General features: G+C 55.7%; 20 protein-coding genes. 5 read left to right on the top strand and 15 right to left on the bottom strand.

The features are described 5' to 3' along the window. The first annotated feature begins 20 nt into the window (after nucleotides 1–20). On the top strand, nucleotides 21–1709 hold the full coding sequence (locus AC1UKS_RS01780) for a sugar phosphorylase (protein ID WP_265909343.1): 1689 nt from the start codon (nucleotides 21–23) through the stop codon (nucleotides 1707–1709). Nucleotides 1710–1807: 98 nt separating this feature from the next. Here AC1UKS_RS01780 and AC1UKS_RS01775 read toward each other — a convergent pair whose 3' ends face one another. Both AC1UKS_RS01775 and bioH read right to left on the bottom strand, forming a co-directional pair. Continuing rightward, nucleotides 1808–2077 (bottom strand): YdgH/BhsA/McbA family protein, encoded by a 270-nt coding sequence (locus AC1UKS_RS01775; protein WP_265909295.1) that lies wholly within the window; start codon nucleotides 2075–2077, stop codon nucleotides 1808–1810. Nucleotides 2078–2244: 167 nt separating this feature from the next. Next, nucleotides 2245–3021, bottom strand: a complete 777-nt coding sequence (gene bioH, locus AC1UKS_RS01770; protein ID WP_265909294.1) for a pimeloyl-ACP methyl ester esterase BioH — start codon at nucleotides 3019–3021, stop codon at nucleotides 2245–2247. A gap of 34 nt (nucleotides 3022–3055) precedes the next feature. Between bioH and gntX the strand changes: the two genes are divergently transcribed. Together gntX and nfuA are read left to right on the top strand one after the other, a co-directional pair. Continuing rightward, entirely contained in the window at nucleotides 3056–3739 is a 684-nt protein-coding gene (gene gntX / locus AC1UKS_RS01765; RefSeq protein ID WP_482435504.1) for a DNA utilization protein GntX, read from the top strand. A gap of 58 nt (nucleotides 3740–3797) precedes the next feature. Continuing rightward, entirely contained in the window at nucleotides 3798–4373 is a 576-nt protein-coding gene (gene nfuA / locus AC1UKS_RS01760; protein WP_013204214.1) for a Fe-S biogenesis protein NfuA, read from the top strand. Between the two features lie 45 nt (nucleotides 4374–4418). Here nfuA and malQ read toward each other — a convergent pair whose 3' ends face one another. The 5 genes from malQ to glpE form a co-directional block, all read right to left on the bottom strand. After that, nucleotides 4419–6527, bottom strand: a complete 2109-nt coding sequence (malQ, locus tag AC1UKS_RS01755) for a 4-alpha-glucanotransferase (RefSeq protein ID WP_482435503.1) — start codon at nucleotides 6525–6527, stop codon at nucleotides 4419–4421. Between the two features lie 9 nt (nucleotides 6528–6536). Next, nucleotides 6537–8936: a maltodextrin phosphorylase gene (malP, locus tag AC1UKS_RS01750; RefSeq protein WP_482435501.1), complete on the bottom strand. Its 2400-nt coding sequence runs from the start codon at nucleotides 8934–8936 to the stop codon at nucleotides 6537–6539. A 170-nt stretch (nucleotides 8937–9106) separates the two neighbouring features. Beyond that, nucleotides 9107–9865 (bottom strand): DeoR/GlpR family transcriptional regulator, encoded by a 759-nt coding sequence (locus AC1UKS_RS01745; protein WP_482435499.1) that lies wholly within the window; start codon nucleotides 9863–9865, stop codon nucleotides 9107–9109. A 38-nt stretch (nucleotides 9866–9903) separates the two neighbouring features. Next, complete coding sequence (gene glpG / locus AC1UKS_RS01740; RefSeq protein WP_482436868.1) at nucleotides 9904–10725, bottom strand: rhomboid family intramembrane serine protease GlpG; 822 nt, start codon at nucleotides 10723–10725, stop codon at nucleotides 9904–9906. A gap of 69 nt (nucleotides 10726–10794) precedes the next feature. Next, complete coding sequence (gene glpE, locus AC1UKS_RS01735; protein ID WP_265909290.1) at nucleotides 10795–11124, bottom strand: thiosulfate sulfurtransferase GlpE; 330 nt, start codon at nucleotides 11122–11124, stop codon at nucleotides 10795–10797. Between the two features lie 230 nt (nucleotides 11125–11354). Between glpE and glpD the strand changes: the two genes are divergently transcribed. Continuing rightward, entirely contained in the window at nucleotides 11355–12863 is a 1509-nt protein-coding gene (glpD, locus tag AC1UKS_RS01730; RefSeq protein ID WP_265909289.1) for a glycerol-3-phosphate dehydrogenase, read from the top strand. A 77-nt stretch (nucleotides 12864–12940) separates the two neighbouring features. Here the strand turns inward: glpD and glgP are convergent, their stop codons facing one another. The 6 genes from glgP to asd form a co-directional block, all read right to left on the bottom strand. Further along, complete coding sequence (glgP, locus tag AC1UKS_RS01725; RefSeq protein WP_265909288.1) at nucleotides 12941–15388, bottom strand: glycogen phosphorylase; 2448 nt, start codon at nucleotides 15386–15388, stop codon at nucleotides 12941–12943. 19 nt (nucleotides 15389–15407) lie between these two features. After that, nucleotides 15408–16841, bottom strand: a complete 1434-nt coding sequence (gene glgA / locus AC1UKS_RS01720) for a glycogen synthase GlgA (RefSeq protein WP_482435496.1) — start codon at nucleotides 16839–16841, stop codon at nucleotides 15408–15410. Nucleotides 16842–16914: 73 nt separating this feature from the next. Next, nucleotides 16915–18204 (bottom strand): glucose-1-phosphate adenylyltransferase, encoded by a 1290-nt coding sequence (gene glgC / locus AC1UKS_RS01715; RefSeq protein ID WP_013204223.1) that lies wholly within the window; start codon nucleotides 18202–18204, stop codon nucleotides 16915–16917. A gap of 12 nt (nucleotides 18205–18216) precedes the next feature. Further along, the gene (gene glgX, locus AC1UKS_RS01710; RefSeq protein WP_482435495.1) at nucleotides 18217–20202 is read right to left on the bottom strand and encodes a glycogen debranching protein GlgX; all 1986 of its coding nucleotides are present in this window, start codon (nucleotides 20200–20202) and stop codon (nucleotides 18217–18219) included. Then, nucleotides 20202–22385, bottom strand: coding sequence for a 1,4-alpha-glucan branching enzyme (glgB, locus tag AC1UKS_RS01705; protein ID WP_482435494.1), 2184 nt, complete (start codon nucleotides 22383–22385; stop codon nucleotides 20202–20204). The genes glgX and glgB overlap by 1 nt, the downstream gene beginning before the upstream one ends. 405 nt (nucleotides 22386–22790) lie before the next feature. Then, entirely contained in the window at nucleotides 22791–23900 is a 1110-nt protein-coding gene (gene asd / locus AC1UKS_RS01700) for an aspartate-semialdehyde dehydrogenase (RefSeq protein ID WP_482435493.1), read from the bottom strand. A gap of 275 nt (nucleotides 23901–24175) precedes the next feature. Between asd and AC1UKS_RS01695 the strand changes: the two genes are divergently transcribed. After that, complete coding sequence (locus AC1UKS_RS01695) at nucleotides 24176–24769, top strand: YhgN family NAAT transporter (protein ID WP_013204227.1); 594 nt, start codon at nucleotides 24176–24178, stop codon at nucleotides 24767–24769. A 46-nt stretch (nucleotides 24770–24815) separates the two neighbouring features. On the opposite strand, the gene gntU is transcribed toward AC1UKS_RS01695, so the two are convergent. After that, the gene (gntU, locus tag AC1UKS_RS01690; RefSeq protein ID WP_013204228.1) at nucleotides 24816–26156 is read right to left on the bottom strand and encodes a gluconate transporter; all 1341 of its coding nucleotides are present in this window, start codon (nucleotides 26154–26156) and stop codon (nucleotides 24816–24818) included. A 10-nt stretch (nucleotides 26157–26166) separates the two neighbouring features. Then, nucleotides 26167–26700 (bottom strand): gluconokinase, encoded by a 534-nt coding sequence (gntK, locus tag AC1UKS_RS01685; RefSeq protein ID WP_053141497.1) that lies wholly within the window; start codon nucleotides 26698–26700, stop codon nucleotides 26167–26169. Nucleotides 26701–26939 lie beyond the last annotated feature (239 nt).

Genomic DNA, 26939 nt, shown 5'->3' with positions numbered 1-26939 from the left:
CGGCGGCTCACTGCATCTCAATGGATAACATTACTCCCTTACTCGACAAAATTTACGACGGCACCTTTCCCCTCGTCTGCAGGGAAAAGCTGGCGGATGCTATTCTGCGCACCCGCAACGAGCTGAATCATCAGCGTAAAGCGCATTGGGATGAAAAAGACGTGGTGCTGATCACCTACGCCGATCAGTTCCGCGAGGCCGATACGCCGACGCTGCGTACCCTCTCACGCTTCTATCAGCAACATTTACAGTCCAGCTTTACGTTGGTTCACCTGCTGCCCTTTTTCCCTTATTCATCGGATGATGGCTTTTCGGTGATTGATTACCATCAGGTCAACGGGATTTGCGGGGACTGGTCAGATATCGCCGAACTGCACGGGCAGACGCGGTTGATGTTTGATTTTGTCTGCAACCATATGTCCGCCCACAGCGGATGGTTCAGGCATTATCTGGCGCAGGATCCGGGCTGGGATGATTTCTTTATCAGCATGCCGCCGTCCACCGATTTGAGTGCGGTCACACGTCCAAGAACCTCGCCGTTACTGACGCCGTTTCAGATGGCGGATGGTGAAACCCGCTTTATCTGGACCACCTTCAGCGCCGATCAAATCGATCTCAATTTTGCCAATCCTGAAGTGCTGCTGAGCATGGTCAACGTGCTGTTAGATTATCTGGCAAAAGGGGCCGATTATGTCCGGCTGGATGCCGTTGGCTATATGTGGAAAACGCCCGGAACCTCCTGCATCCATCTGGAAAAGACCCACCTGCTGGTCAAACTGTTTCGCGCCATCGCCAATGCCGTGGCGCCAGGCACGGTGATCATCACCGAAACCAACGTGCCGCACAAAGATAACATCAGCTATTTGGGTAACGGCCAGGATGAAGCGCAGATGGTGTATCAGTTTTCACTGCCGCCGCTGGTGCTGCACGCAATTCACAATGGATCGGCACGCGCACTGAAACAGTGGGCAGCCTCACTTGATGGCTCGGGCGGCACGACGACCTGGTTTAATTTCCTCGCGTCCCACGATGGTATCGGCCTGAATCCGCTCCGGGGCATTTTGCCGGAAACCGAAATTGTTTCGCTGGTCAGGGATTTGGCGATGGAAGGGGCGTTGGTTTCGTATAAAAACAATGCGGATGGCAGCACCAGCCCTTACGAAATCAACGTCACGTATATGGATGCACTGAACAAAAAAGACGATGACGACAGCACCCGGCTGCAACGATTTATGTTGGCCCACGCCCTGCTGCTGGCATTTCCTGGCGTGCCTGCGCTCTATATCCAGAGCATACTGGGCTCGCGCAATGATATGGACGGGGTGAAAGCCGCCGGACATAACCGGGCGATTAACCGGCAGAAATATAGCCTCAGCCAGATTGAAGCGGAATTAAGCGATACCCATTCGCTGCGCTATCGGGTTTATCACGCACTCGCCAGCCTGGTGCAACTCAGAACCCGGCAAACCGCCTTTCATCCCGATAATCCCATGCAGGTACTGGAAGGCGAAAACGCGCTATTCATCATGTATCGCTGGTCCGAGAAAGATCATCAGACGTTGCTGTGCATATATAACCTCAGCAACCGGGAGATCGCATATACGCTGCCGGATGCCCGACGCTATCGCGATATTATTACCGACCGGATTTTCGACGGTGAAAAACCACTGACGTTAACGCCGCTCTCTTATATGTGGCTGAAGAGCTGAAGGGAATGCGGAAATAACAACAGGCAGGGAAACCCTGCCTGTAGAGAGAAATTCAGACCACAGTTAAAGCGTGCTACAGCGGCCTTTAATACCTGTATTTACTTATACACGTCGGCAGCAGCACTGAATTTACCGTGCTCACGTCCGGCGATCACCAGATAGTATTTCCCACCTTTTTCATCCGCTTTTTTAGACAGATCTTTTTTAGCATCCATCGGAGAAGTCGCTTCCGCGGTCGTGGTCACAGTACCAATTTTTTCGAGATTCATTGTTTTAACTTCTTCTTTGGTCACTTCTTTAGCCGCCATGGCCGTAAAAGAAACCGAGCCTACCAGCAGGCTAATCGCAACAGTTTTAAAGATTTTCATCAAAGACACTCCTGTATAGTTGTTAGGAATAAGCAATCGCTTGATGAGAATTCAGGGAGGGAAAAATGAGCCAACTCCCTGACAGCTCAGAGGTAATCAGTAAGCGATCCTGCTTACAGAGGTAATTATTACCCGTAATAAATAATTCGCCAGTTTTTGGCCAAAGTTTATGCGCTATTTTTCGAGCCGAAATCAATCAGTTGCTGGCAGAAAACCTCAGGGTGGGAAATAAACGGCGCGTGCGCGGCTTTTTCAACAATCGTGGACTGGCTGGCAGGCCACGCGGCATCAAGCAACGGCACAATTTTACGCGGCACCAATCCATCCAGGGCACCATAGATGCGTAACAGCGGTACCGTCAGCGCTTTCATCTCTTCACGCAGGTCGACCGTGCGTAACATCTCCAGTCCGGCATCCAGCACGGCACTGTCAGGAGCCGGCAGATCCAGCACCACACTTTTCAGCAAGCGGGCATCCTGCCTGGCGCTTTCGGTGCCCAGCGTTTGCAGGGCAAGGAAACGCTCGACGGTGCGCTGAAAGTTTTCACTGAGCTGCTGCTGGAAACCCGCCAGCGTATCAGGTTTGATGCCCGGCCAACCATCTGCGGCAGAAAACGCCGGCGAGGAGGCGACGGTGATCAATCCGCTGACGCGTTCAGGATGCAATAAGGCCAGCTTGCTGGTGACCAGCCCGCCTAACGACCAGCCCAGCCACAGCGCTTTTTCCGGCGCCTGCGGCAACAGGGTGGCGACCATCTGCTCAATGCTCATTGGCGCATAATCCCGGCTGCGACCGTAGCCCGGCAGGTCGACCAGGTGCAGACAAAAATGCGGACTCAGTCGCTCAACCACGTTTTGCCAGACATCGGCATTCAGCCCCCATCCGTGCAGCATCACAAGATTGCGATCGCCCGTGCCGATTGTCTGCCAGTAAAGCTGTGTCATCCGTTATTGTCCTGTTTTTGCCATGGAGGCCGCTATGCTACCAATGCCCACCACATGTTGGCTATGCCAGATGCCGCTGACGTTTGCCCATCACGGCATTTGCAGCGTTTGTCTACGCCACCTTCCGCCATTGCCCACCTGCTGTCAGCGCTGTGGCCTGCCGTCTTCAAACGCCAAAAAGGAATGCGACGCCTGCCTGCTGAAACCCCCTTACTGGCACCAGATGATTATGGTCAGCGACTGGCGACCACCGCTCAGTGACTGGGTGAAGCGGCTAAAATTTCACCAGGCCACCGCACTCTCAGCCATGCTGGCGAGGCTGCTTTTGCTAAGCTGGTTAGATGCGCGCCGGAAGCACAAGCTGCGCAGACCTGACCTGCTGCTCTGTGTACCCTTACACCCATCACGCGCCTGGCGACGGGGCTATAATCAGATGGATGAAGTGACCCGCCATCTCGCCCGTTGGCTTAAATGCCGTTATACCGTAGCGGGAATTTCCCGGCACAGGAAAACGCGGATCCAGCACCAGCTGCTGGCCACCGCCCGAAGACGAAATCTGCGTGGGGCGTTCAGGGTTGAAATTGCGGTGAAAGGCCTGCATATCGCATTAACAGATGATGTGGTCACCACCGGCAGCACCGTGGGAGAGATCAGCCGCATTTTGTTGGCCGCAGGCGCGGCCAGCGTGCAGGTATGGAGCCTGTGCCGAACCTTGTAGAGCGTCGGCGATGGGCGTAATATCGTTAATTAATTGTATAAACTATTGAGCAATCGCCATGATCCTAATTACTGATTCTGCGCAAGAGCACTTCGCAAAACTGCTGTCGAAACAGGAAGATGGCACACAAATCCGTGTATTCGTAATCAATCCAGGTACACCAACAGCCGAATGCGGCGTTTCTTACTGCCCACCCGATGCAGTAGAAGCCACCGACACCGAACTGAAGTTTGAGAAGCTGTCGGCCTATATTGATGAACTCAGCGCCCCGTATCTGGAAGAGGCGGAAATCGATTTCGTTACCGATAACCTCGGTTCTCAGCTGACGCTGAAAGCGCCTAACGCCAAAATGCGTAAGGTGGACGATAATGCCCCGCTGATTGAACGCGTTGAGTATCAGCTCCAGGCGACCATCAATCCACAGCTGGCCAGCCACGGCGGTAAAGTCTCGCTGATGGAAATCACCGATGACGGTTACGCTATCCTGCAATTTGGTGGCGGCTGTAACGGTTGTTCTATGGTCGATGTGACCCTGAAGGAAGGCATCGAAAAAGAACTTCTGGTGGCTTTCCCTGAGCTGAAAGGCGTACGCGATCTGACTGAACACCAGCGCGGCGAGCACTCTTTCTACTGAGTGGCCTTAACGGGCGGATCCTTCCGCCCGTTTTCATTTCCGGTTTTACTCCCCCGCTTTCTTCCCTGATTTCCCGCCTGACTTACTCGCCTTGCGCCTGCGATTAATATCCTTGATCAGCCGGTTTATCCGCGCATCGGCAAACATCTCTTCCAGCGTCATGCTGAGCTTTCTGCGCCAGTTCGGGTATTGATCGGTGGTTCCGGGCACGTTGACCGGCTTATCCATATCCAGCCAGTCCTCCGGTTGCAGACCCAGCAGCGCACTGTTGCTGTCGGCAATAAATCGCTGCATCCCGCGATTCAACTCCGGGGTCATTTTCATCACGCTGGCTTTTTTGCCGTTGCTTTTAGACAGGCAGCCATATTGATGCAGGGCCGTCAGCAGAGCCTGCTTCTGTCTGGCGCGATCCTGATACAGCCGGTGCAGCACCACTTTATCCGGGTAGAGCCCAAGCCGTTCCCCTAATACCAGATCGCCGGCATTCCAGAAGCCGCGCAGCGTTGGCAAATCGTGGGTGGTGGCACTCGCCATCGACTGACGGGGCCAGGCGGCGGGTGAACGATACTGGTCCCTGTTTTGCTGTTCGAAGTACAGCACCTTCCAGGAGTAGATACCGCCCTCCCGCAGCAGTGAAACGATCTCCTTCGGCACCGTGCCCAAATCTTCGCCAATCACCATGCATTGATTGCGCTGGCTCTCCAGTGCGAGGATTGCCAGTAAGTCTTCCACCGGATAGTAAACATAGGCACCGAAGTTGGCAGTTTCACCGTAGGGGATCCACCATAGCCGCAGCATCGACATCACATGATCGATGCGCAGCGCACCGCAGCTGGCCATATTCGCCCGTACCAGATCGATAAATGGCTGATAGCCTCTGGCTGCCATAACGTGCGGATCCATCGGTGGCAGACCCCAGTTTTGCCCCAGTGGCCCCAGAATATCCGGCGGCGCACCGACGGAAGCACCGAGGCAATACAGCTCCGGATCGCACCAGGTTTCCGAACCGCCTTCGGCCACGCCAACCGCCAGATCACGGTATAAGCCGATCGGCATCTTGCGTTGCTGGCTCAGCTGCCAGCAGGCATCAAACTGCCGGTTTGCCAGCCACTGTAACCACAGCCAGAAGCGGATTTCACTCTCCTGCTGCTGGCAAAACTGCTGCACTTCTTTCGAGTGGGCCTGCTGCAAGGTCTTCGGCCACACCGGCCAGCCCCAACGATCGGGATTGTCCGCCAGCATAATGCCATGCAGCGCATCATATGCCGCCTGCCAGTAGAGGCTGCTACCGCCTTCGGCAATAAAATCCTCAAATTGCACCACGTCGGAATCGCTATTTTTGCGCTGGGTAAAATGCTGCCATGCATGACGCAGCCCGTTGATTTTCAGCTCGCCAACCCGTGCATAATCCACCCAGTCACTTTCACGGGCTTTGGCCAGCAGCTTTTGCGTGCCTTTTTGTTGCCACCAGCGTTGTGCCGCTTTGCCCTGCTGGAAATCCGGCACGTCGGACACATCGATATACAGCACGTTCAGCCAGCGTCGTGATGAGGGGCTATAAGGGCTGGCACTTTCCGGATTGGCGGGATACAGCGAGTGGATCGGGTTCAGGCCGATAAACGCGCCACCCCGATCGGCCACCTCCGCCAGCAGGCGTTTTAAATCGCCGAAATCCCCCATTCCCCAGTTCTGTTCAGAACGCACGGTATACAGCTGAACGCAGGATCCCCACAGTTTTTTGCCCTGCAGCAACGGCTCAGGTTCATAACAGCGCTTAGGGGCAACAATGAGCCGGCACTGCCACTGCTTTCCACCCTGCTGAAGATGCAGTTGATGGTAGCCGAAGGCCAGATTGGCCGGCAGCCGGATCGCTTCCCCACCGTTGACCGCGCCGCTATGTTCCCGCCCGTTCTCCATCATCAGCTGCCACTGATATTCGCCCTGTCCGCCGACCGACAGTTGCAGCAAACGCTTACGGATAAACACTTTGCAGGCCGGTACCGGCCCGGGTTTTTCCTTGTGCTTCCCCGACATCGCCGCCAGCAGCCGCTGACGGATTGCCACGCTGACCTCTTCCGCCTCACCACGGGCGTTGATGTATTTTGTGGCGATCCCGGCGGCGGCGGCTTCCTGTTCAAATTTCTTTTTGTCCATTGCGGCTCCTTAGCGCTTCGCCTGCCAGATACGCTGCTGATAATCGCGGATTGAGCGATCGGAACTGAACATCCCGGTACGGGCAGTATTCAGGATGGTGGCGCGGGTCCAGGCTTCCTGATCAAGCCATAAGGTTTCCACCCGCTTTTGCGCCTCGATATAGCTGTTGAAATCGGCCAGCACCAGCCAGGGATCGCCGCCCTTATCCAGGCTGTGCAGCATCAGGTCGAAGGCATGTTTATCGCCATCGCTGAAGAAACCTTTTTCCAGCTCCTTCAACAGGCCATCAAGATGCTTATCCTTCTTACGCAGCTTTTTAGGGGAATAGCCGCCCGCTTTCAGCGCCTTCACTTCATACACCGAGTTACCGAAGATAAAGATATTCTCTTCACCGACCTGTTCGGCAATCTCAACGTTTGCCCCATCCAGCGTGCCGATGGTTAACGCGCCATTCAGCGCCAGCTTCATATTGCCGGTACCGGACGCTTCATAACCGGCAGTGGAGATCTGCTCGGAAAGGTCCGCCGCCGGGATCATCAGTTCCGCCGCCGTAATCCGGTAGTCAGGGATAAACACCACTTTCAGCTTGTCGCCTACCCGCGGATCGTTGTTGATTTTCTCCGCCACTTTATTGATGGCGTAGATAATATTTTTGGCGAGGTAATAGCCCGGTGCCGCTTTGGCACCAAACAGGAACACGCGCGGAACAACGTCTTTCTCAGGGTTTTCGCGCAGCGCTTTGTAGCAATGCAGGATGTGCAACAGGCCCAGATGCTGTCGTTTGTACTCGTGCAGGCGTTTGATTTGTACATCGAACAGCGCATCCGGGCTAACCAGAATGCCGGTCACCCGCTTGATATAGTCGGCCAGACGCACCTTGTTATCGTGTTTGATCTGGCGATAACGCTTACGGAAGGCTTTGTTATCGGCAAAGGGTTCGAGCCCTTTCAGCGCATCGAGTTGATTGGCCCATTCGACCTTCAGCGTCTCGTCAATCAGCCCGGCCAGCGCCGGGTTACACTGTTTTAACCAGCGGCGCGGGGTGATGCCGTTGGTGACATTATGGAATTTGTTCGGCCACAGCTGGTGATACTCGGGGAACAGATCTTTCACCACCAGCTCAGAATGCAGTGCCGCGACGCCGTTAACCGCGAACCCACCGACCACGCAGAGGTTCGCCATCCGCAGCTGATGATCGTAGAGCACCGCCAGCTTCTCCCACACCGCCTCTTCGCCTGGCCAGTGCTGCTCCACGACCTTTTTGAAGCGTTTGTTGATCTCGGTGACGATCATAAAATGGCGTGGCAACAGCGTGCGGAACAGCCGTTGATCCCAGCGCTCCAGCGCCTCTGGCATCAGCGTATGGTTGGTGTAAGCGAAGGTTCTGCTGGTGATGGCCCAGGCGTCGTCCCAGCTCATCTGATGATCATCGATCAAGACGCGCAGCATTTCAGGAATGGCGATGGTGGGATGAGTATCGTTTAGTTGGATCACTTCATAATCCGGCAGCTCGGCGATATGGCGCCCGGCCAGATGATGGCGGCGCAAAATGTCGGCCACCGAGCAGGCACACTGGAAATACTGCTGCATCAGGCGAAGCTGTTTGCCCTCCTGATGATTATCATTCGGATACAGCACTTTGGTCAGCTTCGCTGCGTCAATCCCCTGCTGTTCAGCCTTGAGGAACTTGCCGTCATTAAATAACGTCAGGTCAAAAGGATGCGCATGCGTGGCCTGCCACAGTCGCAGTGGCTGAGTGATGCCGTTGCGATAGCCGGTGACGGGCAGATCCCAGGCCTCACCACGCAGCGTAAACGCCGGTTCCCAGCGGGAGATGCCGCCCTGTTTAACCACTTTACCGCCCAGCCCAACATTCACATCCAGCGCCGCATTATGGCGGAACCACGGATAGCTGTTGCGCTGCCAGTCGTCCGGCGCTTCAAACTGCTGGCCGTCAACAAAGGACTGGCGGAATAAGCCGTACTGATAGTTCAGCCCGTAGCCAATTGCCGGTTGTCCCACCGTCGCCATCGAATCGAGATAGCAGGCCGCCAGTCGACCCAGCCCACCGTTGCCTAATGCTGGATCGACCTCTTCTTCCAGCAGCTCGCTCAGATCGCACTGGTGCTTAGCCAGACTGGCTTTGACCTCATCATACCAACCGAGATTCAGCAGGTTATTGCCGGTCAGCCTGCCGATTAAGAATTCCATTGAAATGTAATTAACGTGGCGCTGTTTCCGGGTCTGTCTGGCCACTGGCAAGGCCGCCAGCATCTCGGCCAGTGCGCCGCTAAGGGCCTGCCACCATTGATGCTGCGTCATTTCACTGGCTGAAGCTAAACCAAGATGTTGCCACTGACGGGTAAGGGCCGCGTCAAAACGCGCCTGATTGAATTTCTGCTGCGACATACCGCTTCCTTATTAAAAGGGAAAAATGGCAAAGTGCAAACCGGCTTACGACTCTTACAGTTAAGACCGGAACAGAATAAATTGCTCGTTGGGGGAAAGATAAACTTGATACAAAAGAAGAAAGGAGAAAAGCGCGCGGCATCCTTGCCGCTGTGTGCAGAGTCCGGGCGTTAACACAGCTCCAGATGCACTTCGTGCTGCTCGATGGTCTGCATCACGCTCGGTGGCGGCGTTTCATCGGTAAACAGGTAGTCGATCAGGCTCATATTTCCCAGATTAATCATCGCGTTGCGGCCAAACTTGGAGTGGTCAGCGACCAGCATGACGCAGCGAGAGTTTTCAATGATCGCCCGCTTGGTGCGCACTTCGTGATAGTCGAAGTCCAGCAGGGAACCATCCATATCGATGCCGCTGATCCCCAGAATGCCGAAATCCAGGCGGAACTGAGAGATGTAGTCGAGCGTCGCCTCACCCATAATGCCGCCGTCACGGGTACGCACTTCGCCACCGGCAACGATCAGACTGAAATCGGGTTTCGACATCAGCAGCATCGCAACATTCAGGTTGTTGGTCACCACCCGCAGATTGCTGTGATTCAGCAACGCGTGCGCCACCGCTTCCGGCGTGGTGCCGATATCAATGAACAGCGACGCGCCGTCAGGGATCTGGCTGGCAACACGCTGAGCAATACGCGCTTTTTCGGCCGACCACATCATCTTACGATCCTGCCAGGCGGTGTTTTCCGAACTGGATGGCAGGGCAGCCCCGCCGTGATGACGTTGAATTTTATTCTGTTCTGCCAGGTCGTTCAGGTCGCGACGGATGGTTTGTGGGCTGACGGCAAAATGATCCACCAGCTCTTCCGTACTGACATATCCCTGACGACGCACTAATTCGATAATGGCGTCATGACGTTGCGTTTGCTTCACAAAACTCTCCTGTCCAGGCGTCCCTGCTGATGAATGCTTTAGGATCTTTTAACGTGTCGGGTATCAACAAATGCCATGGCCAGACCGACCAACAGGCCCGTAACGTGCGCGGCGTTGGCAATAGACAAGCCAAACCAGCCCATGTACCCCACCACCAGCCAGACGACCGCGAAGGCCATCAGCCCACGTTCAAGGTAGATGCCACTTTGCGGGTCGCGCTCGCCTCTCAGCCACGCGTAGCCCATCAGAGCATAGACGGCGCCAGACAGGCCACCAAACATCACCCCACTGTATTTGGACTGCATCCAGCCACTGAGCAATGCCGAGATCAGCAGGATGACAAACAGCTTGCCGCTGCCCAGTCTTTTTTCCACCGCGCCGCCCAGATACCACCACCACATCAGGTTAAAGGTGATGTGCAGGATCGAGAAGTGCAGCAGCGCATGGGTGAACCAGCGCCACAACTCAAAGTGCTGGTCCGCATCAGGCCAGGCCAGCAGGCTCATCACCGTCTGGTCGCCAAAAATCTGCATCAGCACAAAGACCACGATGCATATCACCATCACGGACAGCGTTAGCGGTCCGGCGCGCTCACGGATATTGGCCAACAGTGAGGAGCCCTGATAATGAATGCCGGACGAGGTGCTGCCTGAATGCCAGCTCGCCGCCTGATAGCGCGGGTGGTTCGGGTCGCGAATAAACTGGCTAAGTTCGTTTTCGACCAGATTGACTTTCGAATCATCATCCAGCCAAACCGTATAATGGTTATCGTGCTCCACACGCAGCTGGATGCCACGGGTTGCCATATAGTCCACAAAGGCTTGCGCCATGCGGGGGTTGGAGAATTCAGTGATGCGCATCATCGCCGTCGAAAGTCCCTGTTAATTAAAACGAAAGAACAGTATACCGCACTGTTAGAAGAGGGTCAGTTAAAGCGCAACGGCTTCCACCTGCTGCGGGAACACCACACGCCAGGCTTCAAAACCACCATCAACGCTGAACACCTGATTAAATCCCTGGCTCAACAGATACTGCGCGGCACTTTTACTGCTGATGCCGTGATAGCACATCACCAGCACCGGCGTGTCGACATCGGACTGCGCGATAAATCCGGGCAGCGATTCATTGGTCAGATGAAAGGCCCCGCTGGCATGGGCGGCGGCATAACTCTGCGGATCGCGGATATCAACCAGCAGCGCGTTGTTATCGGTCATCTGTGCCTGTGCCTGCTGCACACTGATGCACTCAAATTGTTCCATGGTGGGTTCTCGTCAAAGTCAGACAAATCAGCCTTATTGTAACGCGAAGGTTGCCTGGAATAACCCGATATGTTGCAGGGTTAAGCGGCTTTTCTTTGCTCAATTATGTTACCTGCATCACGCATAAATGTTTTTATTCGGTTAACGCTGGCATCAATGTGCGAATACGACTATTATAATGCTCGAAAACGAACATTTAAGAACTATTCCGAACATCGGGGGAAGATGACGTGGAAACCAAAGATTTGATCGTAATCGGCGGCGGCATCAACGGCGCTGGCATTGCGGCTGATGCTGCAGGACGCGGCCTGTCTGTGCTGATGCTGGAAGCGCAAGATTTGGCCTGCGCGACCTCTTCCGCCAGCTCCAAACTTATCCACGGTGGCCTGCGCTACCTGGAACATTACGAATTCCGTCTGGTCAGCGAAGCGCTGGCAGAACGTGAAGTGCTGTTGAAGATGGCACCGCACATCGCTTTCCCAATGCGTTTCCGTCTGCCGCACCGTCCGCATCTGCGTCCGGCGTGGATGATCCGCATCGGTCTGTTTATGTATGACCATCTGGGCAAACGCACCAGCCTGCCGGGCAGCAAAAGTTTGCGTTTTGGCTCAGATTCGGTACTGAAGCCTGAAATCGTGCGCGGTTTCGAATATTCCGACTGCTGGGTCGACGATGCGCGCCTGGTTGTGCTGAATGCGCAGGAAGTTGAGAAGCGCGGTGGCGAAGTCCGCACCCGAACCAAAGTGACCCGCGCATGGCGTGAAAATGGCCTGTGGATGGTTGAAGCCGAAGATATCGACAGCGGCAAAACCTTCACCTGGCGTGCCAAAGGTCTGGTCAATGCCGCTGGCCCATGGGTTAAGCAGCTGTTCGATGATGGCCTCAAGCTGAAGTCACCATACGGAATTCGCCTGATCAAGGGCAGCCACATCGTGGTGCCACGCGTGCATACGCAGAAACAGGCTTACATTCTGCAGAACGAAGATAACCGTATCGTGTTTGTGATCCCGTGGATGGACGAATTCTCGATCATCGGCACCACCGACGTGGAATACAAAGGCGATCCGAAAAACGTCCATATCGACGACAACGAGACTGAATACCTGCTGAAAGTATTCAACGGCCACTTTAAGAAGTCGCTGAGCAAAGAGGATATCGTCTGGTCTTACTCCGGCGTGCGTCCACTGTGCGATGACGAATCTGATTCACCGCAGGCGATCACCCGCGATTACACGCTCGACGTGCGCGATGATAACGGCCAGGCACCGTTGCTCTCTGTATTTGGCGGCAAGCTCACCACTTACCGTAAGCTGGCTGAGCACGCGATGGAGAAATTGTCGAAGTACTATCCGAAAGCGGGTCCGGCCTGGACCAAAACCTGCGTGCTGCCAGGCGGAGATATTGCCGGTACGCGTGAAGATTACGCCGCCAGCCTGCGTCGCCGTTATCCGTTCATTACTGAAGGGATGGCCCGTCACTACGCCCGGACTTACGGTAGCAATACCGAGAAGCTGTTAAGCGGCGCGACCAGCCTGGAAGAGTTGGGCGAGCTGTTTGGTCACCACTTCTATGAAGCCGAACTGCGTTATCTGGTGGAAAACGAGTGGGTGCGTGAGCAGGATGATGCCCTGTGGCGCAGGACCAAAATCGGTATGTGGCTGAACGATGAGCAACGCGCCCGCGTTGGCGAATGGCTGGCTCAGCACGTGAAGAAACCGGCGCTGTCACTGGCTTCCTGATTCATCCAGTCGACGTAATGAAAAGGGGCAGAATGATTATTCTGCCCCTTTTGCATTTCTGCTTTTAACGCGCGGGATTACAACCGTACCGGTTTGATCCCCCAAATCTCGTCAGCGTATTCCTGGATCGTCCGGTCCGAGGAGAAGTAGCCCATATTGGCGATGTTCAGCAGCGCCTTGCGGGTCCACTCATCCGGGTGACGATAAAGCGTATCCACCTTATCCTGGGTATCAACATAGCTGCGATAGTCGGCCAGCAGCTGGTAATGGTCGCCCAGATTAACCAGCGAATCGAACAGATTACGGTAGCGGCCCGGTTCCTGAGGACTGAAGGTGCCGGTGGCGATTTGGGTCAGCGCCTGATGCAGTTCCGCATCCTGCTCGTAAATCTTGTGCGCGCTATAGCCATTCTTGCGCAGCGCTTCGACCTGCGGCGTGGTGTTACCGAAGATAAACATATTCTCCTCGCCCACGTGCTCCAGCATCTCGACATTGGCACCATCCAGCGTGCCGATAGTCAGCGCGCCGTTCAGCGCAAATTTCATATTACTGGTGCCTGACGCCTCGGTCCCCGCCAGTGAAATCTGTTCAGAGAGATCTGCCGCAGGAATGATGATCTGCGCCAGGCTGACGCTGTAGTTAGGCACAAAAACCACCTTCAGCCGGTTTCTCACCAGCGGATCGTTGTTAATGACCTTCGCCACATCGTTGATCAGGTGGATGATATGCTTCGCGGTGTAGTAAGCCGAGGCGGCCTTACCGGCAAAGATATTAACGCGCGGCACCCAGTCGGCGTCAGGATCCTCTTTGATGCGGTTATAGCGGGTGATTACATGCAGCACGTTCAGCAGCTGACGCTTATATTCGTGGATACGCTTGATCTGCACGTCAAACAGCGCGTGCGGATCGATAACCACCCCCATTTTCTGCGCAATATAGTCTGCCAGCCGCTTTTTGTTGTGCAGCTTGGCATCGCTGATCTGCGTCAGGAAGCTGGGATAATCGATATGCTGCTTCAGCTCATCCAGCTGGCTCAGCTCGGTACGCCAGGTGCGGCCAATCGCCTCATCCAACACGCCGGAGAGTTCAGGGTTCGCCAGCGCCAGCCAGCGACGCGGGGTCACGCCATTGGTTTTATTGCAGAAGCGGCCGGGGAACAGCGCGGCAAAATCCGCAAAAAGCGACTGCACCATCAGATTGGAGTGCAGCTCAGAAACGCCGTTCACCTTGTGGCTGACCACCACCGCCAGCCAGGCCATTCGAATTTTACGGCCGTTGTTCTCATCTATGATCGAAATGCGTGACTGCAGATCCCAGTCGTCCGGGTAGTAATCCTGAATGGTTTTCAGGAAGTAATCGTTAATATCAAAGATGATTTGCAGATGGCGCGGCAGGATCTTGCCGATCATATCGACCGGCCAGGTTTCCAGCGCTTCGGTCATCAGCGTGTGGTTAGTATAGGAGAACACCTGACAGGTGACTTCAAACGCATCATCCCAGCTGAACTTATGCTCATCGATCAGCAGGCGCATCAGTTCCGGGATCGCCAGTACCGGGTGGGTGTCATTCAGGTGAATGGCAATCTTGTCGGCGAGGTTATCGAAGGTCTGATGCATCCGCCAGTGGCGGCTGAGGATATCCTGCACCGTGGCCGAGACAAGGAAATACTCCTGACGCAGCCGCAGTTCCCGGCCGGAATAGGTCGAGTCATCGGGATAGAGCACGCGGGACACGTTTTCCGAATGGTTCTTATCTTCCACCGCCGCAAAGTAATCGCCCTGATTGAATTTCCCCAGGTTGATTTCATTACTGGCCTGCGCTGACCACAAGCGCAGAGTGTTAGTGGCATCGGTGTCGTAGCCCGGGATGATCTGGTCGTAGGCCATCGCCTGCACTTCTTCGGTTTCCAGCCAGCGCGAACGGCTGCCTTCCAGCTGAATACGTCCGCCGAAGCGCACTTTGTAGCGGGTGTTAAAGCGCTGGAACTCCCAGGGATTACCGTATTCCAGCCAGTAGTCCGGCGACTCAGCCTGGCGACCATCAATGATATTTTGTTTGAACATGCCGTAGTCGTAGCGAATGCCATAGCCGCGGCCAGGCAATCCTAACGTGGCAAGGGAATCCAGGAAGCACGCAGCCAGTCGGCCTAAACCACCGTTACCCAAACCCGGATCGCTCTCTTCTTCAATCAGGTCTTCCAGATTGAAGCCCATCTCCTCCAGCGCGGCCTGAGCATCATCGTACATGCCCATCGCCAGCAGCGCGTTGGAAAGGGTTCTGCCTACCAGAAACTCCATCGACAGGTAATACACCTGCCGCACATCCTGGGAAAGCTGCGCCCGGTTAGAGCGCAACCAACGCTCTACCATCCGATCCCTGACCGCCAGTAACGTGGCATTCAGCCATTCATGCTTGTTGGCAATTGAGGGATCTTTACCGATGGTAAACATCAATTTATAGGCAATCGAGTGCTTCAGCGCATCGACGCTGAGCGTGGGAGCGGTATAGGTGAAAGGTGCGTTCATATCAAAATTCCCATAGCCATTACAACAGTCGTTGATAGAGATCGCGGTAGGCCACAGCGGCCACCTGCCAGCTAAAATCCATCCCCATCGCCTGACGCTGCACGTAGCGCCAAAGTGAAGGACGGGACCACAGTACAAAAGCACGGCGGATAGCCCTCAGTAAAGACCAGGCATTGCTGTCCTCAAAAACAAATCCGCTGGCCATGCCATCGGCGAGGTTCTCCAGCGAACTGTCATTGACCGTATCCGCCAGTCCACCGGTGCGCCGGACCAGCGGTAAGGTGCCGTATTTCAGGCCGTACAGCTGGGTCAGTCCACAGGGTTCAAAACGGCTCGGGACCATAATCACGTCGGCACCGCCCATAATGCGGTGGGAGAATGCTTCATGATAGCCAATCTGTACACCCACCTGGCCCGGATATTCGGCCGCCGCCGCAAGGAATCCTTGTTGCAGTACGGCATCTCCGGCGCCCAGTAACACCAGCTGTCCGCCCTGCTCCAGCAGGCCAGGCAAGGCTTCCAGCACCAGATCCAATCCTTTCTGTTTGGTCAGGCGGCTGACCACCGCAAAGACCGGGACCTTGTCATCAATCTTCAGGCCCATGGTGATCTGCAACTGGCGTTTGTTCTCGACCTTGGCATCCAGCACATCGCGGTTATAGCGCGCGTTAAGCAGCAGGTCTTGCGCCGGGTCCCAGATGGCCGGATCGACCCCGTTGAGGATCCCGGTCAGCCGGCCCTCAAGCTGTCGCTGCTTCAGCAGATCTTCCATGCCGTAACCATACTCCGGCAGGGTGATCTCCCGGGCGTAAGTAGGACTGACGGCGGTAATATGGTCAGCATAAAACAGGCCGGCCTTCAGGTAAGAAATCTGCCCGAAGAATTCCAGCCCAAACATATTGAAGAATGACCAGGGTAACTGGATGTCATCCATATGCTTGGCGGCAAACAATCCCTGATACGCCAGATTATGAACAGTAAATACCGATTTTGCTGGACGGCCGCGTGCCGCCAGATAGGCGCAGGTCAGCCCGGCATGCCAGTCATGCGCATGGACCACCTCAGGTCGCCAGTAAGGATCCAGCCCACAGGCCACTTCACAGCCAATCCAGCCCAGCAGCGCAAAGCGGAGATAGTTATCCGTATACGCGAACTGTGACTCGTCGTGATAAGGGCTACCGGGTCTGTCATATAAACCCGGCGCATCTATCAGGTAAATCCCTACGCCATCAAACTGCCCATAGAGCAGCTCCACGTAGCCCGCGAACGTTTGCAGCCTTGCCACGACCTCTGTCTCCGGGATCCCTTTCTTTAAATCAGGGAAGCCTGGAAGCAGGACTCTGGTATCAATGCCTTCTGCAATTTGCGCCGCCGGTAATGCCCCAACAACATCAGCAAGCCCGCCGGTTTTAAGCAGCGGGAAAATTTCTGAACAGACATGTAAAACCTGCATTATCGGCTCCTTTACGGTGTGCTGACGCGGTCCTCCGCATCAAAAACCTTGCCCAGACTGAACTGCTTCTTAGTTAACTGCGCCAGCCCAATTTGGCCAGCATGGATCGCGTCACCAGTACGATCCCCTCTTCGGAACGGTAAAAACGCCGCGCATCGTCATCGGGATTTTCACCGATTACCGTGCCTTCCGGCAGCTCGCAGGCTCGGTCAATCACACAGCGGCGCAGGCGACAGGATCGCCCCACGACCACATCTGGCGAGAGAACTGAGGATTCGATATTGCAGAAAGAGTTGATTCGAACGCGGGAGAACAGCACCGAATTCACCACCACCGAGCCGGAAATAATGCAGCCGCCCGACACCAGCGAATTCATGGTCATACCGTGACTGCCTGAGCGATCCTGCACAAATTTCGCCGGAGGAAGCGGCTCCATATGGGTGCGGATTGGCCAGTCGCGGTCATACATATCTAACTCTGGCGTCACCGAGGCCAGATCGAGGTTGGCTTTCCAGTAAGCTTCCAGGGTTCCCACATCGCGCCAGTAAGGCGGCGCGGTCTCATCACTTTGCACGCAGGAGATGCTGAACGAGTGCGCCAGCGCCTCACCGGTGGAGACAATCTGCGGCAGAATGTCTTTACCAAAGTCATGGTTGGATTCGGGATTTTTAAGGTCTTCTTCCAGCAACTCATAGAGATAGTCTGCGGTAAACGCATAGATCCCCATGCTGGCCAGCGCCTGGGTTTTATCGCCCGGCATATGCGGCGGATCGGCCGGTTTTTCGAGGAATTCCACTACCCGGCTTTCATCGTTAACCGCCATGACGCCAAACGCGCTGGCTTCTTCGATCGGCACAGGCAGACAGGCGATGGTGCATTTGGCGTCATTTTCCACATGGTCCAGCAGCATCCGCGAGTAATCCATTTTGTAGATATGGTCACCCGCGAGGATCACGATGTACTTCGCCTGATAACGGCGAATGATATCGAGGTTCTGCGTGACCGCATCTGCCGTCCCGCGATACCAGTGTTCCGTGGCCTGACGTTGCTGCGCAGGCAGCAGGTCGACAAACTCGTTCATCTCCTCGTTGAGGAAAGACCAGCCACGCTGGATATGCTGCACCAGCGTGTGGGATTGATACTGGGTGATCACCGCGATCCGCCTGATCCCGGAGTTCAGGCAGTTCGATAGCGCAAAGTCGATAATGCGAAATTTGCCGCCGAAGTGTACAGCAGGTTTTGCACGTTTCGCGGTGAGATCTTTTAACCGGGTACCGCGTCCACCGGCAAGGATGAGGGCAACAGTTTGTGTCGGCAATTGTCTTGCCAGCATCAGGGGATCGTTCTTCTCTAATTTGATCATGTCTGACTCCTGTTATGATTGCTTTTGGAACACGCACACACCGTGGGCTGGTCCATGCCAGACAGTTATAAGGATCGGGTTATCATCCCCGGCGAAGGGTGGAATGGCATGCCATTCCCCTTGAGGCAGTTGTAAATCGCACACTTCTTCCGTGGCGTTAAACGTAATTAACCAGTTCTGAGACAGGCAAATTTGTAGACGATGCGCCCCGTTTTGCCACTCCTCAACGCTCAAAGGCTGACCCGTGGGCCCCAGCCACTCAACGTTTCCATCCCCTTCCTGCCACCAGCTATCGCTCTGCAGCGCAGGGATCTTGCTGCGCAGATGGATTAATGCGGCAGTGAAGTTAAACAGCCCGCTGTCATTGTTTTCCCAGTTAAGCCAGGTCAACTCGTTATCCTGACAGTAGGCGTTATTGTTGCCGTGCTGGCTGTGGCTGTGCTCGTCACCCGCTAACAGCATCGGTGTGCCTTGCGCCAGTAACAGCGTGGTCAGCATGGCGTGCACGCTGCGGCGGCGATGTTCAGCCACCAGCAACGGCGCGTTCAGCCCTTCCACACCGTGGTTATGGCTGTAATTGCTGTTGTTGCCATCGCGGTTATCTTCGCCGTTGGCTTCGTTATGTTTGTCGTTGTAGCAAACCACATCGCACAGGGTGAAACCGTCATGGGCAGTGATCAGATTGATGCTGGCCGACGGCAATCGTCCAGGCTGTTGGAACACGTCGCTGGACGCAGCAAAGCGTCTGACCAACTCGGCATTAGAGATGTCGCCATACAGCCAGTAACGGCGCACAACGTCGCGGAAGTGGTCATTCCATTCGGCAAACGGCGGTGGGAAGTTCCCCACCTGGTAACCGCCAGGCCCGATATCCCAGGGCTCAGCAATCAGCTTGCAGGCCGATAACAGGGGATCGGCCTGGATCGCCTGGAACATCTCCGCATCGCGCTGGTATTCCGGCGTACGACCTAAGATGGTGGCAAGATCGAAGCGGAAGCCGTCGACGTGGCACTCCTCTACCCAGTAACGCAGGCAGTCCAGCGTCCAGGTCATCACTTTCGAATGGCTGATGTTCAGCGTGTTGCCGCAGCCGGTCCAGTTCTGATAGCCACCCTGATCGTCGAGCCAGTAATAGCTTTTGTTGTCGACACCGCGTTTGGACAGCGTCGGGCCGGTCTCTTCCAGCTCGGCGGTGTGGTTAAACACCACGTCGAGGATCACTTCGATGCCCGCCGCATGCAGCGCCTTCACCGCCTGCTGGAACTCATCGCGCGGATGCAGCCCGTTAACGCCGGAGGCATAACGCGCATCCAGTGCGTAAGGCGCCAGCGGGTTGTAACCCCAATAATTGGTCAGCCCAAGGCGCAGCAAACGCGGCTCGTGAGCAAAATACGCCACCGGTAACAGCTCCAGGCTGGTGATGCCGAGGCGCTTGAAATAGCTGATCATCACCGGATGGCCCAGCGCCGCATAGGTACCCTGGATCTCTGCGGGAATGCCCGGATGGCGCCTGGTCAGCCCGCGAACGTGCGCTTCATAGATGACGGTCGAGCCCCAGGGCACGCGCGGTGGCTGGTCGTCTTCCCAGTCAAAATCATTGGCCAGCACCACGCTTTTCGGCGCCACTGCCGCGCTGTCTTCACAATTCATCTCCGTTTCACCGCACTGGAAACGCGGATCGTCGGTGACTTCGCCTTCCACTTCGCGGGCACAGGGATCGACCAGTAATTTGTTGGGATTGAAGCGGTGTCCGGCGTCCGGCTGCCACGGGCCATGCACCCGGTAGCCATAGCGCTGGCCGGGTTTGATCGCCGGCAGATAGCCATGCCAGATATCGCCGGTGTGGCCCGGTAAATCCACGCGTGTTTCCTGGCCCTGCTCGTCAAACAGACAGAGCACCACGCGCTCTGCATGTTGCGAGAACAGGGTAAAGTTCACGCCTTTGCCGTCGTAATCAGCGCCGGCGGGCGTGTCTTTGCCAGGAAGCACGGGACTCATCACGCCTCCCTCGCCAGCCAGACGGTGGACAGCGGCGGCAAGGTCATGCTCACCGAGTGTTCACGATTGTGGCTGGGCTGCGGATCGCTGTGGATTGCGCCCTGATTACCGGCATTGCTGCCGTGATAATGGCTGGAGTCAGTGTTGAGCACTTCCCGCCAGCTGCCCGCGCCGGTGACGCCAAAGCGGTAGTTCCCACGGATGACCGGGGTAAAGTTGCTGACAACCATCAGCTCGTTGCCCTCGCGATCGCGGCGCACAAAGACAAACACCGAGTTTTCGAAATCATCCACCACCAGCCATTCGAAGCCCATCGGGTCGAAGTCGAGCTGATAGAGCGCGGGATGCGCGCGATAAGTGTGGTTCAAATCGCGTACCAGTCGCTGCACGCCGTTATGCCAGTTGTCGTGCCCTTCCAGCAGATGCCAGTCGAGGCTGACGTCGTGGTTCCACTCTTTGCCCTGCGCAAACTCGTTGCCCATAAACAGCAGCTTTTTGCCGGGGAAGCCGAACATCCAGCCGTAATAAGCACGCAGGTTGGCAAATTTTTGCCAGGCATCGCCCGGCATGCGGTCCAGAATCGATTTCTTGCCGTGCACCACCTCATCGTGCGACAGCGGCAGCACAAAGTTTTCGGTGGAGTTATAGAGCATGCCAAAGGTCAGGTTGTTGTGGTGATGCTTGCGATGCACCGGATCCAGCTTCATATAATCCAGCGTGTCGTGCATCCAACCCAGATTCCACTTGTACCAGAAGCCCAGACCGCCCATTTCCGGCGGACGTGAGACGCCAGGGAAATCGGTCGACTCTTCGGCTACCGTCACCGAGCCCGGTGCGGCGGAGCCCAGCGTGCGGTTGGTGTAGCGCAGGAAGGCGATAGCTTCCAGATTCTCTCTGCCGCCCAGGTGGTTAGGCACCCATTCCCCTTCGGCACGGCTGTAATCGCGATAGATCATTGACGCCACCGCATCGACGCGCAGCCCGTCAATGCCGAAGCGCTCAATCCAGTACAGGGCGTTGCCCGCCAGATAATTGCTGACTTCGCGGCGGCCGAAGTTATAAATCAGCGTGTTCCAGTCCTGATGGTAGCCTTCGCGCGGATCGCCGTGCTCGTACAGCTCGGTACCATCAAATTTGGCCAAAGCAAAGTCATCGGAAGGGAAATGGCCCGGCACCCAGTCGAGCAGCACGTTCAGCCCGGCTTCATGCGCCGCGGCAACGAAGTTGCGGAAGTCATCACGGGTACCAAACCGCCGGGTTGGCGCGTACATGCCGGTTGGCTGATAGCCCCAACTGCCATCGAACGGATGTTCGTTAATCGGCATCAGCTCAAGGTGGGTGAAGCCCATCTCTTTGGCGTAAGGCACCAGCTGTTCGGCCAGCTCTTTATAGCTCAGCCAGAAATTGTTATCGGTGTGCCGACGCCATGAGCCCAGATGCACCTCATAAATCGAGATCGGTTGGTCAAAATCATTGGCGCGACGACGGGCCTCCGGCATCTCGGTTTTTGGGGGTATCCCGCAAATCATCGAGGCACTGTCCGGCCGCATCTGCGCTTCAAATGCATAGGGATCGGCCTTCAGCCGCAGCTGACCGTGCAGATCGATAATTTCGAATTTATACAGCTGCCCGTGGATCGCACCGGGAACAAACAGCTCCCAGACGCCAATCTCCTGGCGAAAGCGCATCGGATGGCGACGGCCATCCCAGAAGTTGAAATCACCCACTACCGAGACGCGCTGGGCATTCGGCGCCCAGACGGAGAAGCGCGTGCCGATAACGCCATCAATCACGTCCGCATGGGCGCCCATGGTTTCGTACGGGCGAAGGTGCGTGCCTTCGGCCAGCAGCCAGCTGTCCATTTCCGCCAGCAAAGGGCCAAAGCGGTAGGCATCATCAATCAGGTTTTGCTGACCATGCCAGGTGACGGCCAGCTGGTAGCGGAAGGGGTTTTTACGTCGCGGAACCACACCGTGGAAGAAACCACGGGAGTCCAGGCATTCAAGCTGAGCGCATTTGCGCCCGGTATTGGTTTCAATCACCCAGACTTCGGTTGCATCAGGCAGCATTGCCCGTACTTCGAGGCCGCTCTCGGTCTGATGCATACCAAGGAACGAAAATGGGTCTGCATAGTGGCCGGAAATTAATTCATTAATAAGCCGACGATCCGTAAGCTCGGACATGACTTTCTTCCCTTGATGGTTGGCAGGCAATCTCTTGTTACCCCGAAAAGGCAACGAATGCTCTGCTCTTTATTGAACCAAAAGCACGCTGACCGGAAAGGTAGCCATCCAGTGCGAAAACCGCCGCAGCGTGCGACAACTTCATCAGATAAGGTAAAGCGTTTCGGACCGTGTCCCGCAAGCAGTCCCGGCCCGTTATGTTTCAATGATATTTTTAAGCATAGCCAGGGCGCGGCTAAAGCCAGCACTGAAAACATAAAAATATGCCTTTCAGATCAAACTTTCGGAGATTGGTGACGGACAAGTCGGAAAACGCGGGAGGGAAAGCGCAGCAGGAAACGGATTGCAAATAAAACACCCCGCTGCCAGAGGCGAACGGGGCGTGGGTAACGCGGGGTTTAAGGCTTAGCCAACCAGCAGACGCAGCATGCGACGCAGAGGCTCAGCGGCACCCCACAGCAGCTGATCGCCGACGGTGAAGGCAGACAGATATTCCGGCCCCATATTCAGCTTACGCAGACGCCCTACCGGCGTTTTCAGCGTGCCGGTCACCGCAGCAGGCGTTAGCTCGCGCATGGTCAGCTCGCGGTCGTTTGGCACCACGCGGACCCAGTCGTTATGGGAAGCCAGCAGCTGCTCCACGTCTTGCAGCGGCACGTCTTTTTTCAGCTTCAGCGTGAAAGCCTGGCTGTGACAGCGCAGCGCACCAACGCGAACGCACAATCCGTCGACCGGTATCAGGCTGGGTGGCTGCAGAATTTTGTTGGTTTCGGCCTGGCCCTTCCACTCTTCGCGGCTCTGACCATTTTCCAGCTGCTTGTCGATCCATGGGATCAGGCTGCCAGCCAGGGGGACGCCAAAGTTATCGGTCGGCAGCACGCCGCTGCGGCCCATCTCGGTCACTTTACGCTCGATGTCGAGGATTGCTGAGGCCGGGTTCTGCAGCTCTTTCGCCACGTGGTCATGCAGCATGCCCATCTGCGTCAGCAGTTCACGCATATGACGCGCGCCGCCGCCGGAGGCCGCCTGATAGGTGGCCACTGACGCCCACTCAACCAGGTTGTTAGCAAACAGGCCACCCAGTGACATCAGCATCAGGCTGACGGTACAGTTACCGCCGGCGAAGGTTTTGATGCCTTTGTCCAGGCCCTGATGGATAACGTTATGGTTAACCGGATCGAGGATAATCAACGCATCGTCGTTCATACGCAGGGTGGAAGCGGCATCAATCCAGTAACCCTGCCAGCCGGCAGCACGCAGTTTTGGATAGATTTCAGTGGTATAGTCGCCACCCTGACAGGTAATAATAATATCCAGCGCTTTCAGCGCCTCGATATTGAATGCATCCTGCAAGGTTCCGGCAGACTGCCCGCCAAACTCAGGGGCCGGCTGGCCATGCTGAGACGTCGAGAAGAAGACCGGGCGGATCACGTCGAAGTCACGTTCTTCTACCATGCGCTGCATAAGAACGGATCCAACCATGCCACGCCAACCGATAAGTCCTACTGATTTCATGATGCACCTGCTGCAGACCACTGGCTTGCCCGGCCAGTCAATGGCGGGGGGAGAGTAGACCTGACCTGTTAAAGTTATAAGAAAGAAGTATGGTTAACACCTTACAAAATGCTGCAAAAGTGGCAAGTGAATTAAATCGATTATCGGCAAATTTTTAGCAATATCGCTAATATACCCGTAATAATTCAGCAAACGGGCAGGCGGATAGCGCCAGACCTGTCGGCTGGAAAATGCAGGGTATTGGCCGCTAACGGCGCTTAACAGAGATGGATACGATGACTGAAATGATCTCAGCAACGATATTATTGTTGCTTATTATGGATCCGCTGGGCAATTTACCGATTTTTATGTCGGTTTTGAAGCATCTGGAGCCTAAACGTCGACGGGTGGTGTTGATCCGCGAAATGCTGATCGCGCTGGTGATCATGCTGCTGTTTCTGTTTGCTGGTGAGAAAATCCTCGCCTTCCTGAATCTGCGCACGGAAACCGTGTCGATTTCCGGCGGCATCATTCTTTTTCTGATCGCCATTAAAATGATCTTCCCTTCCCATGAAAGTAGCAGCAGCGGATTGCCCGCCGGCGAAGAACCCTTCCTGGTGCCGCTGGCCATTCCGCTGGTGGCAGGCCCGTCGCTGCTGGCCACCCTGATGCTGCTGTCGCATCAGTATCCCGATCAGATGACGCATTTGGTCGGTGCACTGATGATTGCCTGGGGCGCAACGGTGTTTATCCTGCTGATGTCGGGCGTATTTTTACGGCTGCTGGGGGAGAAAGGCGTTAACGCGCTGGAAAGGCTGATGGGCTTGATTCTGATTATGCTGGCGACCCAGATGTTCCTCGATGGCATCCGGGCTTATCTGAAGATTTAAACAAAAAGGGCGCTCACTGAGCGCCCTTCTGCTATTCAGCTGCCCATCAGGACAGCAGCTCGAAGGCAATCATGCCGACGATAGCACCGACGGTCCCCAGAATGGTTTCCATCATCGTCCAGGTTTTCAGCGTCTGGGCTTCCGTTGCGCCGGTAAAGCGGCCGAACAACCAGAAACCGGCGTCGTTGACGTGGCTAAAGATAATCGAACCCCCGGCGATACAGATCGACAGTGCTGCCATCTGCGCGCCTGAATAATGCAACGGCTCAATCACCGGCATAATCAGGCCAACCGTGGTCAGACAGGCAACCGTTGCTGAACCCTGAATGATGCGCACCGCACCGGCCAGAATAAAGCACGCCAGCGCAACCGGCAGACCCGCGCCGGTCAGCGCGTTACCCAGCGCCGGGCCAACGCCCGAATCCACCAGCACCTGTTTGAACACGCCCCCGGCACCAATCACCAGCAGGATAATCCCGGCAGGTTGCAGCGCGCTGCCGCAAATCTGCATCACCCGCTCTTTATCCATCCCCTGACGGTACGCCAGACCATAAATCGCCACCAGGCACGCCAGCAGAATGGCGATAAACGGATGGCCAATGAACTCCAGCCACTCGTACAACCGCGTGCCGGGATCCGTGAAGCGGGCACCAATGGTTTTCAGGCCCACCAGCACCAGCGGGAACAGGATCAGCGACAGGCTGAAGCCAAACGAGGGCAGCTTGCTCTCATCAAAGTCCGGATGGGTGGTTTCGGTGGGCAGCGTGAAGGTCACATGACGGCTGATAAAGTTGCCGAACAGCGGACCGGCAATCAGCATGCTTGGGATCGCCGCGCACACGCCCAGCAGGATCATCCAGCCAAAGTCGACGTGCATTTGCGAGGCCAGCAGCATCGGCGCAGGGCCGGGGATCAGGAAGGCCGCGGACGCCGCCACGCCGGCAAACAGCGGAATGACCAGCTTCACCAGGTTGTCGTTGGTCCGACGCGCCACGGCAAAGGCAATGCTTATCAGCAGCACAATAGCCACTTCAAAGAACAGCGGCAGCGCGCAGATTAAACCGGCCACGCCCATCGCATAATGCGCGCGGCTCTGGCCAAAGGTCTTCAGCATCTTGATGGCGATCTGATCGACCGCGCCCGTTTCATGCAGAATTTTGCCGAACATTGCCCCCAGCGCAACCACAATCGCGAGGAAGCCCAGCGTGCCGCCCATGCCTTTCTGCATGGTGTCCGCAATTTTATCGAGCGGCATACCGGAGAAGATCCCGGCCCCGACAGAAACTAACATCAGAGCGACAAAGGCGTGCATACGCGCTTTCATTACCAGGAACAGCAGCAGTAAAACAGAACCCGCTGCGGTCAAAACCAGTGTTGCAGTAGCCATTACATCCAACTTATTTTTTTATCGCGCCTTCGATAGTGGTAATGGTCGCAGCCACAACCTCATCCAGCGTCTGATTAATGTCCACGACCAGCACATCGCGCTCATCAGTGCCCGGCTCTTCCAGCGTGGAAAACTGGGTGACCAGCATTTGCGGCTTAAAGAAGTGCCCTTTGCGCGCGCGCAGACGGGATTCGATGGTGTCGAAATCACCCTGCAGATAGACGAAGGACAGGTTGTCGTTGCCTTTGCGCAGGATGTCGCGGTAACTCTTTTTCAGCGCCGAGCAGACAATCAGCGAGATGTCGTTAGTGCGCTGCATGGCGAATGCCGCATCGTTAATCGCTTCCAGCCAGGGTTTGCGGTCATCATCATTGAGCGGATGGCCTTCAGACATTTTCTCGATGTTGGCGCGAGGATGAAGAAAATCCCCGTCAAGAAACGCCGCCTTCAACTGGTGTGCAACGGCGTTGGCAACAGCTGATTTGCCGCTTCCGGATACGCCCATCAACACGAACACGTGATTGGACGAAGGGGATGTTTTCATTATTTATGCTCCGGCAGAGAAGTCTATGGAGATGGCCGTTCTGGGTCAGCCCAATTTGTTATCGGTAACATTGTCTGGACGGCCGTCCGCTAAGGCAACAGCTGGGGAGGAAAAAGCTGGTAAATGTGAAGTAGCTCAAAAAAATGACAGTTTCAGAGTCATGGCGGCACAAAGGGACAACTTTCATCCACAGCGCGCGGGCAGCAAACCCTCTTGCCCACACGCAGTGGATAAATTCA

This window comes from Erwinia sp. AK-PDG3-5 (assembly GCF_056821705.1).
The sequence above is the reverse complement of the archived record's forward strand: the minus strand, read 5'-3'. Positions and strand labels throughout refer to the sequence as shown.

Excerpts from the sequence above, each read along its gene's own strand:
- AC1UKS_RS01780 (WP_265909343.1), top strand. The coding sequence starts at position 21 with ATGGATAACATTACTCCCTTACTCGACAAAATTTACGACGGCACCTTT.
- AC1UKS_RS01775 (WP_265909295.1), bottom strand. The coding sequence starts at position 2,077 with ATGAAAATCTTTAAAACTGTTGCGATTAGCCTGCTGGTAGGCTCGGTT.
- bioH (WP_265909294.1), bottom strand. The coding sequence starts at position 3,021 with ATGACACAGCTTTACTGGCAGACAATCGGCACGGGCGATCGCAATCTT.
- gntX (WP_482435504.1), top strand. The coding sequence starts at position 3,056 with ATGCTACCAATGCCCACCACATGTTGGCTATGCCAGATGCCGCTGACG.
- nfuA (WP_013204214.1), top strand. The coding sequence starts at position 3,798 with ATGATCCTAATTACTGATTCTGCGCAAGAGCACTTCGCAAAACTGCTG.
- malQ (WP_482435503.1), bottom strand. The coding sequence starts at position 6,527 with ATGGACAAAAAGAAATTTGAACAGGAAGCCGCCGCCGCCGGGATCGCC.
- malP (WP_482435501.1), bottom strand. The coding sequence starts at position 8,936 with ATGTCGCAGCAGAAATTCAATCAGGCGCGTTTTGACGCGGCCCTTACC.
- glpG (WP_482436868.1), bottom strand. The coding sequence starts at position 10,725 with ATGCGCATCACTGAATTCTCCAACCCCCGCATGGCGCAAGCCTTTGTG.
- glpE (WP_265909290.1), bottom strand. The coding sequence starts at position 11,124 with ATGGAACAATTTGAGTGCATCAGTGTGCAGCAGGCACAGGCACAGATG.
- glgP (WP_265909288.1), bottom strand. The coding sequence starts at position 15,388 with ATGAACGCACCTTTCACCTATACCGCTCCCACGCTCAGCGTCGATGCG.
- glgA (WP_482435496.1), bottom strand. The coding sequence starts at position 16,841 with ATGCAGGTTTTACATGTCTGTTCAGAAATTTTCCCGCTGCTTAAAACC.
- glgC (WP_013204223.1), bottom strand. The coding sequence starts at position 18,204 with ATGATCAAATTAGAGAAGAACGATCCCCTGATGCTGGCAAGACAATTG.
- glgX (WP_482435495.1), bottom strand. The coding sequence starts at position 20,202 with ATGAGTCCCGTGCTTCCTGGCAAAGACACGCCCGCCGGCGCTGATTAC.
- glgB (WP_482435494.1), bottom strand. The coding sequence starts at position 22,385 with ATGTCCGAGCTTACGGATCGTCGGCTTATTAATGAATTAATTTCCGGC.
- asd (WP_482435493.1), bottom strand. The coding sequence starts at position 23,900 with ATGAAATCAGTAGGACTTATCGGTTGGCGTGGCATGGTTGGATCCGTT.
- AC1UKS_RS01695 (WP_013204227.1), top strand. The coding sequence starts at position 24,176 with ATGACTGAAATGATCTCAGCAACGATATTATTGTTGCTTATTATGGAT.
- gntU (WP_013204228.1), bottom strand. The coding sequence starts at position 26,156 with ATGGCTACTGCAACACTGGTTTTGACCGCAGCGGGTTCTGTTTTACTG.
- gntK (WP_053141497.1), bottom strand. The coding sequence starts at position 26,700 with ATGAAAACATCCCCTTCGTCCAATCACGTGTTCGTGTTGATGGGCGTA.